The organism is Actinomycetospora aeridis (genome assembly GCF_037400275.1).
Taxonomy (GTDB): domain Bacteria; phylum Actinomycetota; class Actinomycetes; order Mycobacteriales; family Pseudonocardiaceae; genus Actinomycetospora; species Actinomycetospora aeridis.
This window is the reverse complement of sequence record NZ_JBBEGL010000015.1, coordinates 21,772-35,151: the sequence shown is the minus strand read 5'-3', so window position 1 is coordinate 35,151 and position 13,380 is coordinate 21,772. Positions and strand designations below refer to the sequence as shown.

Here is a 13,380-nt window from a genome sequence, read left to right as displayed (position 1 = left end):
CCGACACGGTGAACGACCGGACGATCATCCTCGTGTCACCGCGCCGCCGGCCACGCCCGGTCACCGTCCCCGTCCTCGCCGCGGCTCTCGCGGTCCTCGCCGTGCTCGCCGCGTGCGCGGGACCGCCGTCAGCGGGGCCGGCACCCTCGTCCGCACCTTCGTCGGCGGCGGTGTCGCCGGTGGCCGCCGCCCCCGCGGCGCCCGAGCCGGTGCTGACGCCCGTCGTCGCCGAGGTGCCGGTCGCGCCCGTGCCGGTGCTGGGTGAGGACGAGCGCACGCATCTCGTCTACGAGCTGGCGCTGGTGAACTTCACGCCGTCGCCGGCCACGATCGAGCAGGTCGAGACGGTCGGCCCGGCGGGCGAGGTGCTCGGCGTGCTCGCGGGCGGTGACCTCGCGGCGCGGCTCAGGCCGACGGGCGGTGAGGCGTACGGGCCGGAGCTGGCGGGCGGGCAGCACGGGATGCTGTTCCTGCACGTCGCGCTGCCGCCCGGGACGCTGGCCCCGCCGTCGCTGACCCATCGGCTCACCGCGCGGATCGGCGGCGCGCCCGTCACCGAGACCGTCGCCCCGACCCCGGTCGACGCGCGCCGGCTCCCGGTCCTCGCGCCGCCGCTGGCGGGGGAGGGGGTCCTGGCCGCCGACGGCTGCTGCGACGCCGTCCGGCACACCCGGGCCGCGCTGCCGATCAACGGCAGCCCGACGCTGGCCCAGCGCTACGCCATCGACTACGAGCGGGTCGGGCCCGACGGGCGCATCTACGCCGGCCCGAGGGAGGACCTGCGCAGCTACCGCATCTACGGCAACGAGGTGTTCGCGGTCGCGGAGGGCACGGTCGTCACGACGCTGGACGGGCAGCCCGAGCAGGTCCCGGGGCGGTATCCCGAGGACATCCCGATCACGCTGGCGGACGGCAACTACGTGCTGCTCGACGTCGGCAACGGGTTCTACGTGACCTACGCGCACCTGCAGACGGGATCGGTCCGCGTCCGGCCGGGCGACCGGGTGCGCGCGGGCGACGTGGTCGGCCTGGTCGGCAACACCGGCAACTCGGTGGCGCCGCACCTGCACCTGCACGTCACCGACGGGCCGTCGTCGGTCGGCTCCCAGGGGCTGCCGTACCTGATCGACGAGTTCACGCTGACCGGGCGGGTCGCGAGCACAACGGCGTTCGACCGCGCCGAGGCCGAGGGCGTCCCCGTGGAGCTGACGCCCGGCATCGCCCCGACCCCGTTCCGCGACCGGATGGTGCTCGACCAGGCCATCGTCACCTACCGGCGGCCCTGACCATCACGCACGTAGGCCGTTCGCACGCAACCTGGGTGCAACCTCTGCCGCTGATGTTGGTGATCGGCTTCACTGTCCCTCACGACACTTCGACCGTGGGCAGAGGCGGGCGGCCGCCCCCGGTCGGCACGGACCGTCGCCCGCAGTGGAGGCAGCAGTGACGCAGACGGCGGAGAGCGGGCGCACCGAGACCGATCGGCGGGTGAGCAGCTGGCTCACCGAGTTCGCCGACGCGCTCTCGGCCGGGGACGGCGACCGCGCGGCGGCGCTGTTCGCGGACGAGTCGTACTGGCGCGACCTCGTGTCGTTCACCTGGAACCTGATCACGGTCGAGGGCCACGCCGGGGTCGCCGACCTCGTGCGCTCCGACGCCGCGCGCCAGGCGTCGCCGGTGAGCTTCTCGGTCGACGGGACCCCGACCGAGGGCGACGGGATCACCGAGGCCTGGCTGAAGTTCGAGACGGCGATCGGGCGGGGCACCGGGCACCTGCGGCTGAACGCCGAGGGCAAGGCCTGGACGCTGCTGACGACGCTCGACGAGCTCAAGGGCCACGAGGAGCCGCGCGGCGAGCGCCGGCCGTTCGGCACCGAGCACGGCGCCAACCCCGACCGCGTCACCTGGCGCGAGCGGCGCGAGGCCGAGGCCGCCGAGCTCGGCTACACCCGCCAGCCCGAGGTCGTCATCATCGGCGGCGGCCAGGGCGGCATCGCGCTGGGTGCCCGCCTGCGCCAGCTCGGCGTCGAGGCGATCATCGTCGAGTCCAACGAGCGGCCCGGCGACTCCTGGCGCAAGCGCTACAAGAGCCTCGCCCTGCACGACCCGGTCTGGTACGACCACCTGCCCTACCTCAAGTTCCCCGAGAACTGGCCGGTGTTCGCGCCGAAGGACAAGATCGGCGACTGGCTCGAGATGTACACGCGGGTCATGGAGCTCAATTACTGGGGCTCCACGACCGCGAAGAGCGCGACCTACGACTCCGCCGCCGGCGAGTGGTCCGTCGTCGTCGACCGCGACGGTGAGGAGGTCACCCTCCGCCCGCAGCAGGTCGTGTTCGCCCTCGGCGTCTCCGGCAAGCCGAACATCCCGGAGATCCCCGGCCGCGACACGTTCCAGGGGGAGGTGCAGCACAGCTCGCAGCACCCCGGCCCGGACGAGTACAAGGGCAAGAAGGTCGTCGTGATCGGGTCGAACAACTCGGCGTTCGACATCTGCGGCTCGCTGTGGGAGGTCGGCGCCGACGTCACGATGGTGCAGCGCAGCTCCACGCACATCATCCGGTCCGAGACGCTCATGGAGTACGCCCTCGGCGACCTCTACTCCGAGCGCGCGGTCGCCTCCGGCATCGACACCTACACCGCCGACATGGTGTTCGCGTCCCTGCCCTACCGGATCATGCACAACTTCCAGAAGCCGGCGTACGACAAGGCCCGCGAGGTCGACGCCGACTTCTACCGGCGCCTGGAGGAGGCCGGCTTCGAGCTCGACTTCGGCGACGACGACTCCGGCCTGTTCATGAAGTACCTGCGCCGCGGCTCGGGCTACTACATCGACGTGGGCGCGGCCGAGCTCGTCGCCGACGGCAAGGTGAAGCTCGCCAAGGGCCAGATCAGCGAGTTCACGGAGAAGGAGGTCGTCCTCGACGACGGCACCCGCCTCGAGGCCGACCTCGTCGTGTTCGCCACCGGCTACGGCTCGATGAACCGCCGCGCCGCCGACATCATCGGCCAGGAGATGGCGGACCGGGTCGGGAAGGTCTGGGGCCTCGGCTCGGACACCACCAAGGACCCCGGTCCCTGGGAGGGCGAGCAGCGCAACATGTGGAAGCCGACCCAGCAGGACAACCTGTGGTTCCACGGCGGCAACCTGCACCAGTCGCGCTTCTACTCGCTCTACCTGGCGCTGCAGCTCAAGGCCCGTTCTGCCGGGATCGCGACACCGATCCACGGCCGCCAGGAGTCGCACCACAGCGCATGACGGGTCACCGCGCCGGACCTGACGAACGAACGGCGCTTTCGCTGCTTCCGAAGCAGCGAAAGCGCCGTTCGTTCTTCCGGTAGGCGCGCGTTCGGCGGGCGGGCCTGGTCCGATCAGGTGCGGGCGGGCACCTCGACGACCTCGAGGACCACGTCGCCGCGGGTGGTGCGGCCGCCGGCGAGGACGATCCGCTGCGCGCTCGGGGCGAGCCCGGGCGCGCCGGTGACCAGGAGGTGGTCGCCGGGGCCGGTGGCGCGCAGGTCGAAGTCGCCCTGCGCGTCGCTCACGGCGCGCCCGGACTCGCGGCCCGCGGGGTCGACGAGCGTCAGGGTCGCGCCGGCCACCGCGCTGCCCGCGGCGTCGCGGACCGCGCCGACGAGGCCGGTGCTGTCCGCCGGGGCCTCGGCGCGCTCGACGCTCTCGGCCGACGCCGCGCTCTGCGGGCGACCGCCCCGCACCAGCAGGCCGCAGACCACCGCACCGACGGCGAAGAGGATCGCCGCCGTCGTGAAGGCCGCCGAGTAGCCGCTGATCGTCGCCACCGCGGGGTCACCGCCCGGCGCCCCGGCGAGCGCCGCCGCGGTGGCCGTGCCGGCGATGCTGGAGAGCAGCGCCGTGCCGACCGACCCGCCGACCTGCTGCATCGTGTTGACCGTCGCCGACGCGACCCCGGCGTCGGCCGGCTGCACGCCGAGCGTCGCGGTGTTGATGCCGGTGGACATCGCGGTGCCCATGCCCAGGCCCATGAGGACCAGCCCGGGCAGGACGCCCGCCGCGTACGTGCTCCCGGCGTCGAGCTGCGAGAACCACAGCATCGCCGCGGTGCCGAGCACGAGGCCGACGATGACCAGCGGCTTCGGGCCCACGCGGGGGAGCAGGGCGTTGGGGACGGTCGTCGACGCCGTGACGATCGAGGCGACCATCGGCAGGAACGCCACGCCGGTGAGCACCGGGCTGAAACCGAGGTTGCGCTGCAGGTAGAAGGTCAGGAACAGCGAGACCCCGAACATCCCCGACGCGAGCACGAGCACGGTGAGGTAGGCGCCGCCGCGGGTGCGGTCGAGGATCACGCGCAGCGGCAGCAGCGGCGCCGCCACCCGGCGCTGGATCAGCACGAAGATCCCGAGGAGCACGACGCCGCCGGCGAGGAAGCCCCACACCATCGGCGAGGCCCAGCCGTCGGTCTCCGCGCTCGCGAAGCCGAAGACGAGCCCGAAGAGGCCGGCCGACGCCGCGACGGTGCCGCCGATGTCGAGCTGGGGGCGACCCTGGCGCTGCATGCTCGGCAGCAGGGTCAGGCCGCCGACGAGCGCGACCGCGGCGAACACGGCGTTGACGTACATGCACCAGCGCCAGTCGACGTACTCGGTGAGCACGCCACCGAGCAGCAGCCCGATCGCCGCGCCGGCGCCGACGATGGCGCTGAAGATGCCGAACGCCCGCGCGCGCTCGCGTCCGGACGGGAACGTGGTCGTCAGCAGCGAGAGCGCGGCCGGTGCGAGCAGGGCGCCGAACACACCCTGGGCGGCGCGGGCGGCGACGAGCATGACGAGGTCGGTCGCGGCGCCGCCGACCATCGAGGCGACGGCGAAGCCGATCAGCCCGGTGACGAACGCGCGCTTGCGGCCGAACAGGTCGGACATGCGGCCGCCGAGCAGCAGGAGGCTGCCGAACGCCAGCGCGTAGGCGGTGATCACCCACTGGCGCTGGGCGTCGTCGAAGCCGAGGTCGACCTGGGCCGACGGGAGCGCGATGTTCACGATCGTGTTGTCGAGCACGACCATGAGCTGCGCCACAGCGATCACCGCGAGGATCGCCCAGCGGCGACCGCCGGGCGCGACGGGAGCGGTGCTGGTCACAGAGGCACGACCATTCTGTCGGGATTGAGGAGGAATGCCCGGCGCTGCGCGGGGCGTTCTCTCGACGCTATGACCTCGAGCGCTGTTGACGTCCAGCCGATTCCCGGGCCGGACCCGGAATCGGCCGGCGGTCCGCGGGGCACGCTGGCGTCATGGAGTACACGAAGCTCGGCATGACGGGACTCGACGTCTCACGGATCTGCCTGGGCGCCATGAGCTACGGCGAGGCGAACGACCGCTGGCCCTGGGCGCTGCCCGCCGACCAGGCCGAGCCCTTCTTCCGTCAGGCGCTCGACGCGGGGATCAACTTCTTCGACACGGCCGACGTCTACTCCGCCGGCACGTCCGAGGAGATCACCGGACACTGGCTGAACAAGATGGCCGACCGCGACGAGATCGTCGTCGCCACCAAGGTCTTCAACCGCATGCGGAAGGGCCCCAACGGCGCGGGCCTCTCCCGCAAGGCGATCATGACCGGCATCGACGCCTCGCTGCGCCGCCTCGACATGGACTACGTGGACCTCTACCAGATCCACCGCTGGGACTACGACACGCCGATCGAGGAGACGCTCGAGGCGCTGCACGACGTCGTCAAGGCCGGCAAGGTCCGCTACATCGGCGCCTCGTCGATGTGGGCGTGGCAGTTCGCGAAGGCGTTGCACCTGCAGGACGCGAACGGCTGGACCCGGTTCGTCACGATGCAGGACCACTACAACCTGCTCTACCGCGAGGAGGAGCGGGAGATGCTCCCGCTCTGCGCCGACGAGGGCATCGGGTCGATCCCGTGGAGCCCGCTCGCGCGCGGGAAGCTGACGCGCGACTGGGACTCCTCGACCACCCGCGGCGAGACCGACGAGTTCGGCAAGACGCTCTACCGCGACACCGACCGGCACATCGTCGAGAAGGTCGCCGAGGTCGCCGAGAAGCGCGGCGTCTCGCGCGCCCAGGTCGCGCTGGCGTGGGTGCTGGCCAACCCGGTGGTCGACTCGCCGATCGTCGGGGCGACCAAGGAGCACCACCTCGCCGACGCGGTCGCCGCGGTCGACCTCCACCTCGACGACACCGAGATCGCCGAGCTCGAGGAGCGCTACGAGCCGCGGGACGTCGCGGGCCACCGCTGAGACGCGTCCGTCGGGGAGGCCGCGCCCGAGGTCACGGTCCTGGTGACGATCGATGTCGAATCTGACATCGATCGTCACCGGAACGGCGATCGCACGGCGACGCGCGGCGTGCCCGGGTCAGTCCTCGCCGAAGTCCCCGCCCGACGAGCCGCCGTCGTCGGAGCCGCCGTCGTCGGAGCCGCCGTCGTCGGACGACGCTGACGAGCTCGAGTCGGAGCCGGAGTCGGCATCCGCGTCGGAGTCCTCCTCGTCCGGCTGCTCCGAGCGCGACTCCTCGCGGTCCTGACTGCGCACCTGCTCGTCGTCCTGGCCGTCGTCCTGCTCGGCGTCGTCCTGCTCGGCGTCGTCCTGCTCGGCGTCGTCTCGCGGGGCGTCGTCTCGCTGGCCGTCGTCCTGCTCCGCGTCGTCCTGCTGGTCGTCGCCGCCGGCGGCCCGCTCGACCGACTGCCGGACCTGCTCGTCGACCTGGTCGCTGATCTGACGTCCCAGCTCGCCGGTGTCCTGCTCGTCGCCCGGCGCCGCCCCGGTGGTCCCGGTGGCCTCGTCGAGCGTGCGAGCGACCTGCTCGTTCGCCGACTGCCGGATGCCGCGAGCCAGGGCGTCACCGTCGGCGGCGCCACCGGTGGCTCCGGAGTCGTCGGCCGTGAAGGCCACCGGGACGATGCCGTCGGCCTCGTCTCCGCTCGGCTGCTCGTCGTCGTCGCGCTGGGCCTCGGGCTCGCCGGTGGTCGGACGGCCGTCGCCGTCGGGCACCGTCGCGTCGCCCTCGTCGCCCGCCGCGGGGCTCCGCGGGTCGAGCGAGGTAGGGACCGACGCGTCGGCCTCGTCCTCCCCGGGCCCGCGCAGCGACCGGGCGACCTCGCGAGGCCCGGAGCCGTCGGACACGGGCGCGTCGACGTCGCCCGGAGCCGTGTCCGCGGCCGGCGTCCCCGTCCGCGGCCCGTCGGTGAGCCCCTCGGCCCGGCCGTCGCGCCCGAGGGGGCCGTCGGCACCGAGGAGACCGCCGCCGTCGAGCACGCCGCCCTCGCCGGGCGCCCCGGCCACGGTGCGGAAGGGGGTCGCCGCGAGCGTCGAGAGGTCGGCCGTGTCGCCGGGAGCCTCGGTGTCGGGGCCGCGGTCGTCGCCGCCGAGGAGCCCGCCGACGGGCCGGGCCACGTCCCCGACGAGGCCGCCCGCGGCCGCGCCCACGCCACCGGCAGTGTCGCCGACGGCGCGCTCGACCTCGGCCGGAGCCTCGCGCACCGGGCGGGTCACGGGCTCGGGGAAGTCGCCGCCGCCACCGCCGCCGGTCGTCGTACCGCCGACGAGCGGGTCGATGAGCGACTCGAGCACGCCGCCGCCGGACGACGGGCGCGGCGGCTCGCCGGAGTCGGGGAGCGCGACGGCTCGGTCGCCCGAGGACGGCTCGCGGGACACCGTGGCCGGGTCGCCCAGCGCCACGGCCGAGGTGTTGTCGCCCTCCGGCGCCTGCTGGCGGGTCGGGTCGGCGACGAGGTCGTCGACCTGCCGGGCCAGGGGCGCGGTGATGTCGCTGGTGTCGGGCACCGGCGCCGTCGTCGCGAGGGCGACGTCCTGCGCGAGCACGTCGACCTGCATCTGCAGGATCTCGACGTGGCGCTGCGCCATGTCACGCTGCGCTCGCAGGTCCGCACCGTTCGCGCCGACCGTCGGCGTCGGGCCCGCGGTCGCGGCGTTGAGCTCGTCGAGGTTCTGCCGGGCCAGCGCGAGGGCGGCCCGCGCCTGTTCCAGGTTGTTGTACGACGCGATCTGCGACTGCAGCAGGAGCATCTGGCGCTCGAGCCACTGCCGCCGGTTGACCAGTGCCTGCACCTCGGCCGGGGGACGCACGTCGTCGAGCACCGCGAGCCAGCGGGCCTCGGAGGCCCGGGCCACGTCGAGCTGGTGCGAGAGCGTCGCGAGGGCGACGTTGGCGTGCAGCAGCCACTGGCCGTCCGGCGCCGGGGCGGTCGGGCGCTGGGCGCCGACGGTCGAGGCCGGGTCGTCGGTGCGGTCGAGCAGCGAGACGCCGCCGCCGAACGCCATCGCGACGACGAGCGTGCCGGCGATGACGGCACGGGCGCGCCGCGGCTCACGGCGGACGCGGCGCAGGGGGACGGGCCGGCGCTTCAGGGCCGGGGGCACGTCGCCCGGGGTCCGGGTCGTCGTGACCAGGCGTTCGCCGGACGAGCCGGACGAGCCGGACGCGGCAGGCTCGGGGGCCTCGTCGCTGCTCTCGGACGCGCGCATCGGCGCCGTGGTCGCGGGGAGCTGGGCGACCTCGGCCTCGGACAGGGTCACGCCGGGCGCGGGCTCGTCGACGGGCTCCTCGGGGGTCGCCGCGGCGGGTGTGACGTCCCCCGCGACCGGTCCGGCTGCCGCGGAGCGGAGACGCGCGGCCCTCGCCGCCGTGCGGTGGGCCGGGCAGCAGAACTTGCGTTGCGGCCCCTTCTCCGGCTGTTCGATCTCCTCGGTACACCCGGCGAGCGCGCACTGCACGGCCATCAGTCCTTACTCCCCCGGAGGTCGATCGCGGCGAGCGATCCCGTCGTCGTCCGTCGACGCCTCACCACTGAGCGCGACATCCACCGCCTGGAATGAGAACAACACGACGTGCAATCGCACAAGCGGCGACTCGGAGGACCCGGAATGACTTCCGAGCGTGACGTCAGGTCACCCTCATGTCGTTGACGATTCTATTGACGGATTGTTGAACAACTCGCACGATAGCCGTCATGAGCCGGTCGGGTCCAGGGTCAGGAGGGCGACGGGTCGGTGAACACCACGCCCGTCGTCGGGGGAGTGCGGGGAGCTCAGTCCTCGAGGGTCTGGCCGTAGGCCTCGAGCAGGTGCGCCTCGGCGCGGCGCAGGTAGTCGTCGAGCGAGCCGGCCGCCTCGAGCAGGCGCCCCTCGGCGACCTGGCCGGCGAGCGCGACGTTCTCGGCCACGTAGGGCTCGTGCATCGCCCGCGCGTCGGCGAGCACGACGAAGGCGAGCCGCAGCTCGGCGACGACCCCGCGCATCTCCTCGTCGATCCGGGCGTTGCGGGCCAGCGCGGCGAGCGCGAGGTGCACGGCGGCGTTGGCGGTGCCGGCGCCGTCCCAGTCGCCCGCCGCCGCGGCGCGTTCCCCGTCGCGGGCGGCCTGGACGACGGCCGACGCCGCGCCGGGGTCGACGCTGCCGCGGGCGGCTGCCTCGCGCAGGGCGCCGCACTCGAGGGAGCGGCGCAGCCCGCACAGGTCGGCGAGGTCGCCGAGGTCGAGCCGCCGGACGAACACGCCGCGATGCCGGTGGTGCTCGACCAGGCGCTGGGCCGACAGGCGCTGCAGGGCCTCGCGGACGGTGTTGCGCGAGACGCCCAGGGCCTCGACGAGCTGTTCCTCGGTGAGCTGGACCCCGGGGCGCAGCGTCCCGTCGAGCACCTGGGTGCGCAGCAGGCCGGCCACCCGCTCGGACGTCGACCCGACCTCGAGGCGTCCGCGCTGCTCGGCGAGGGTGGTCGTCCAGGTGGCGGCAGCACTGCGGGTCACGCGGCGAGCGTACGCGGAACGCCCCATGATCCGATTCCTCGGCAGAGGGATTGTCCGAAGATCCGAGGATCGTGGTCGTCGTGACCGAGGTGGCCCTCCCGACCACGTCGCCGGTGCTCGGCGTCCGCGCGCACGGTGACACCGGCCTGCTCGTCGAGGTCGCCGACGTCGCCCACGCCCTGGCCCTGCACGCCGCGCTGCGGGCCGCACCCCCGCCCGGTCTGCTCGACCTGGTCCCGGCCGCGCGCTCGGTGCTCGTACGCGTCCCGCCGGGCACGGATCTCGCGGCGCTGGCGGCGTCGGTGCGCGCCGTCCGCGTCGAGGCGCCCGCGGCGGGGACCGCCGTCGCCGCCGGCCCGATCGTCGACGTCCCGGTGGTCTACGACGGCGCGGACCTCGCGTCCGTCGCGGCGCTGACCGGCCTGACGCCCGCCGAGGTCGTCGCCGTGCACACCGGGCAGCTCTGGACGGTGGCCTTCGCCGGTTTCGCGCCGGGCTTCGGCTACCTCGCGGGCGCCGACGCGCGCCTGACCGTGCCGCGCCTGCGGGTCCCGCGCACGAGCGTCCCGGCGGGTGCCGTCGGCCTGGCCGGTGAGTTCAGCGGGATCTACCCACGGGCCTCGCCCGGCGGGTGGCAGCTGATCGGGCGCACCGACCACCCGATGTGGCGCCCCGACCGCGACCCGCCCGCGGTGCTCACGCCCGGCGTGCGGGTGCGGTTCTCCGAGCGTGCGTCATGAGCCTCCGGGTCCTGGCCACCGGGGTGCTCGCGACCGTCCAGGACCTCGGGCGGCCCGGCCGCAGTGACCTCGGCGTCGGCGTCTCCGGCGCGGCCGACCGACGGTCCCTGGCGCTCGCGAACAGGCTCGTCGGCAACGGGTCCGACGCGGCCGGGCTCGAGGTCACGGCGGGCGGGCTGGTGGTCCGCGCCGAGGGGCGACTGGTGGTCGCCGTGACCGGCGCGACCGGTCCGGTGCTGGTGCGGCGTCCGAGCGGGCGGTTGCGCCCGGCCGGGCTGGCCCGCCCCGAGGTCCTCGCCCTCGGCGACGAGCTGCGCGTCGGGGCCCCCGATCGCGGACTGCGCTCGTACGTCGCGGTGCGCGGCGGCGTCGACGCCCCGTCCGTCCTCGGCAGCCGCTCGACCGACCTGTTGGCCGGCCTCGGGCCGCCCCCGCTGCGTCCCGGCGACGTCCTCCCGGTCGGCGACGAGACGGCGGGCCCCGTGCCGGCCTCCGACAGCGTGCCCGTGTCGGCGCCGGACGACGGGGAGGTGACGGTGCAGGCGGTCCCCGGGCCCCGCGCGGACTGGTTCTGTGACGACGCGCTGCGGGTGCTCTTCGGTCGGCCGTGGGAGGTCACGCCGGACAGCAACCGGGTGGGCATGCGGCTGCGCGGACCGGTGCTGGACCGCGCGCCCTCCCACGTCGACGTCGAGCTGCCCAGCGAGGGTGTCGCCCGTGGCGCGATCCAGGTCCCGGCGTCCGGGCAGCCGCTGGTCTTCCTCGCCGACCACCCGGTCACCGGCGGCTACCCGGTGGTCGCCGTGCTGAGGGACCGCGAGGTCGACGTCGCCGCCCAGCTGCGTCCGGGGCAGCGCCTCCGGCTCCGGCCCGACCCCGTGCGAAAGTTCTAGGAACGACCCCTTGAGGGATTGTTGAACAATCCCTACGGTGAACCACATCACCCCGATCCGGTCCGCGTCGCCGACGACCCGGGCGCCGATCCGTAGGAGGTCCCTGATGACCGAAGTCCAGCAACCCCGGGGGACGGGGCGCGTCATCGTCGCCAGCGTCGTCGGCACGTCGCTCGAGTGGTACGACTTCTTCCTCTACGGCACCGCCGCCGCGCTGGTGTTCAACAAGCTGTTCTTCCCCAGCTTCGACCCGCTGACGGGGACACTGCTGGCGTTCGCCACGTACGCGGTCGGCTTCGTGTCGCGGCCGCTCGGCGGGTTCGTCGCCGGGCACTACGGCGACAAGGTAGGTCGCAAGAACGTCCTGGTCGTGACGCTGCTGCTCATGGGCGTGGCGACGTTCCTCATCGGCTGTCTGCCGACCTACGAGACGCTCGGAGCCGCCGCGCCGATCCTGCTCGTGGCGCTGCGCTTCCTGCAGGGGCTCGGGCTCGGCGGCGAGTGGGCCGGCGCGGTGCTCATGACCCTCGAGCACGGCGACACGAGGAAGCGCGGGCTCAACGCCAGCTGGCCGCAGATCGGCGTCCCGGTCGGCAACCTGCTCGCGGCCGCCATCCTCGGTGTCCTGAACCTGGTGCTCACCGAGCAGGCGTTCCTGTCCTGGGGCTGGCGGACGGCGTTCTGGGCGTCCGCCGTGCTCATCCTCGTCGGGCTCTGGATCCGCCTCACTGTCTCCGAGAGCCCGGTGTTCGCCGAGGCGGCCGACAGCGGCCGCAAGTCCTCGATGCCGCTCATCGAGGTGTTCAAGCGCCACCCGAGGGGCCTGCTCGTCGCGATGGGCGCCCGCATCGGTACCGACGTCGCCTTCTACACCTTCGTGCTGTTCATCCTCACCTACATCACGACCGAGCTCGACCTGCCACGAAGCCTCGGTCTCAACGCGGTGCTCATCGCGTCGGCGTGCCAGCTGGTCCTCATCCCGTTCTTCGGGGCGCTGTCCGACCGCTTCGACCGCCGGCCCGTGTACATGGCCGGCGCGGTCGGGGCGGGCATCTGGGCCTTCGCGTTCTTCCCGCTGCTCGACACCCGCTCGACCGTGATCATCATCCTGGCCACCGTCGTCGCGCTGGCCACCCACGCGGCGATGTTCGGTCCGCAGGCGGCCTTCATCGCCGAGCTGTTCTCGACCGAGCTGCGCTACAGCGGCGCGTCCATCGGCTACCAGATCGCCGGTGTGCTCGGCGGCGCCGTCGCCCCGATCGTCGCGGTGGCCCTGCTCGACGCGTTCGGCTCGGCGTTCGCGATCTCGCTCTACGTGGCGGCGATGATCGCCATCACGATCATCGCCCTTGCCGTCGCCCCGGAGACCGCGCACGTCGACCTCCAGGACGAGCAGCCCGACGTCGCCGACGAGCCGCGCGTGGCGGCGTCCTCGCACTGAACCGCCGTCAGCCCTCCCCGGCCCCGTCCCCTGTCCGCAGGGGGCGGGGCCTCCTGCTGCGCCCGGTACGGTCCACGGCGTGGCCTTCGCCGTCGCGCTGCCCATCGCGGACCGCCGCGTCTCGCACGACTTCTACCGGGCCGCGTTCGGCCTGGAGACCGTCGGCGAGCTCGGGGACGACGGCCTGCCCGAGCCGCTGCAGTTCGCGCTCGGGGCGGACGTGCTCCTGGTCCTCGTGCCGCGCGGCGGCTTCGGCTGGGTGTCCGCCGGCAACGCGGTCGCCGAGGCCGGCACGAGCGAGTGCCTGCTCTCCCGGCTCGTCCCCACCGCCGCGGACGTCGACCGCGTGACCGAGACGGCCCGCGCCGCCGGGGCGACGGTGCGGACCGAGCCGGGTGACCCCGGCTGGGGGTACTGCAGCACCGTCGCCGACCCGGACGGGCACCTCTGGATGATCCAGACCGACCCGACGGCCTGAGCCCGGCGGAGCGAACGCGCCGTTCGTGCGCATCGACGCAGCGAACGGCGCGTTCGTTTC

At 73.9% G+C, this 13,380-nt stretch carries 10 protein-coding genes; 7 read left to right on the top strand and 3 right to left on the bottom strand.

What is annotated here, in order from left to right:
- Positions 1–32 precede the first annotated feature (32 nt).
- Together WCD41_RS29355 and WCD41_RS29350 are read left to right on the top strand one after the other, a co-directional pair.
- Positions 33–1,286 (top strand): M23 family metallopeptidase, encoded by a 1,254-nt coding sequence (locus WCD41_RS29355; RefSeq protein ID WP_337718797.1) that lies wholly within the window; start codon positions 33–35, stop codon positions 1,284–1,286.
- Between the two features lie 157 nt (positions 1,287–1,443).
- Positions 1,444–3,261, top strand: a complete 1,818-nt coding sequence (locus WCD41_RS29350; protein ID WP_337718796.1) for an NAD(P)-binding domain-containing protein — start codon at positions 1,444–1,446, stop codon at positions 3,259–3,261.
- A gap of 113 nt (positions 3,262–3,374) precedes the next feature.
- On the opposite strand, the gene WCD41_RS29345 is transcribed toward WCD41_RS29350, so the two are convergent.
- The gene (locus tag WCD41_RS29345) at positions 3,375–5,120 is read right to left on the bottom strand and encodes an MFS transporter (RefSeq protein ID WP_337718795.1); all 1,746 of its coding nucleotides are present in this window, start codon (positions 5,118–5,120) and stop codon (positions 3,375–3,377) included.
- 152 nt (positions 5,121–5,272) lie between these two features.
- Here WCD41_RS29345 and WCD41_RS29340 point away from each other — a divergent pair, with 152 nt between their 5' ends.
- Positions 5,273–6,241: an aldo/keto reductase gene (locus WCD41_RS29340; RefSeq protein ID WP_337718794.1), complete on the top strand. Its 969-nt coding sequence runs from the start codon at positions 5,273–5,275 to the stop codon at positions 6,239–6,241.
- 117 nt (positions 6,242–6,358) lie between these two features.
- Here WCD41_RS29340 and WCD41_RS29335 read toward each other — a convergent pair whose 3' ends face one another.
- Together WCD41_RS29335 and WCD41_RS29330 are read right to left on the bottom strand one after the other, a co-directional pair.
- Positions 6,359–8,743, bottom strand: coding sequence for a hypothetical protein (locus tag WCD41_RS29335; RefSeq protein WP_337718793.1), 2,385 nt, complete (start codon positions 8,741–8,743; stop codon positions 6,359–6,361).
- A 308-nt stretch (positions 8,744–9,051) separates the two neighbouring features.
- A complete protein-coding gene (locus WCD41_RS29330) occupies positions 9,052–9,768 on the bottom strand; it encodes a GntR family transcriptional regulator (protein ID WP_337718792.1) in 717 nt (238 codons plus the stop codon).
- Between the two features lie 80 nt (positions 9,769–9,848).
- Between WCD41_RS29330 and WCD41_RS29325 the strand changes: the two genes are divergently transcribed.
- The 4 genes from WCD41_RS29325 (at position 9,849) to WCD41_RS29310 (ending at position 13,320) form a co-directional block, all read left to right on the top strand.
- Positions 9,849–10,508 carry a 5-oxoprolinase subunit B family protein gene (locus tag WCD41_RS29325; protein ID WP_337718791.1) on the top strand — a complete coding sequence of 220 codons (660 nt, stop codon included), beginning with the start codon at positions 9,849–9,851 and terminating at the stop codon, positions 10,506–10,508.
- Positions 10,505–11,401: a 5-oxoprolinase subunit C family protein gene (locus tag WCD41_RS29320; RefSeq protein WP_337718790.1), complete on the top strand. Its 897-nt coding sequence runs from the start codon at positions 10,505–10,507 to the stop codon at positions 11,399–11,401. Before WCD41_RS29325 ends, WCD41_RS29320 begins: the two co-directional genes overlap by 4 nt.
- Positions 11,402–11,507: 106 nt before the next feature.
- Positions 11,508–12,842, top strand: coding sequence for an MFS transporter (locus WCD41_RS29315; RefSeq protein WP_337718789.1), 1,335 nt, complete (start codon positions 11,508–11,510; stop codon positions 12,840–12,842).
- A gap of 79 nt (positions 12,843–12,921) precedes the next feature.
- The gene (locus tag WCD41_RS29310) at positions 12,922–13,320 is read left to right on the top strand and encodes a VOC family protein (protein WP_337718788.1); all 399 of its coding nucleotides are present in this window, start codon (positions 12,922–12,924) and stop codon (positions 13,318–13,320) included.
- Positions 13,321–13,380 lie beyond the last annotated feature (60 nt).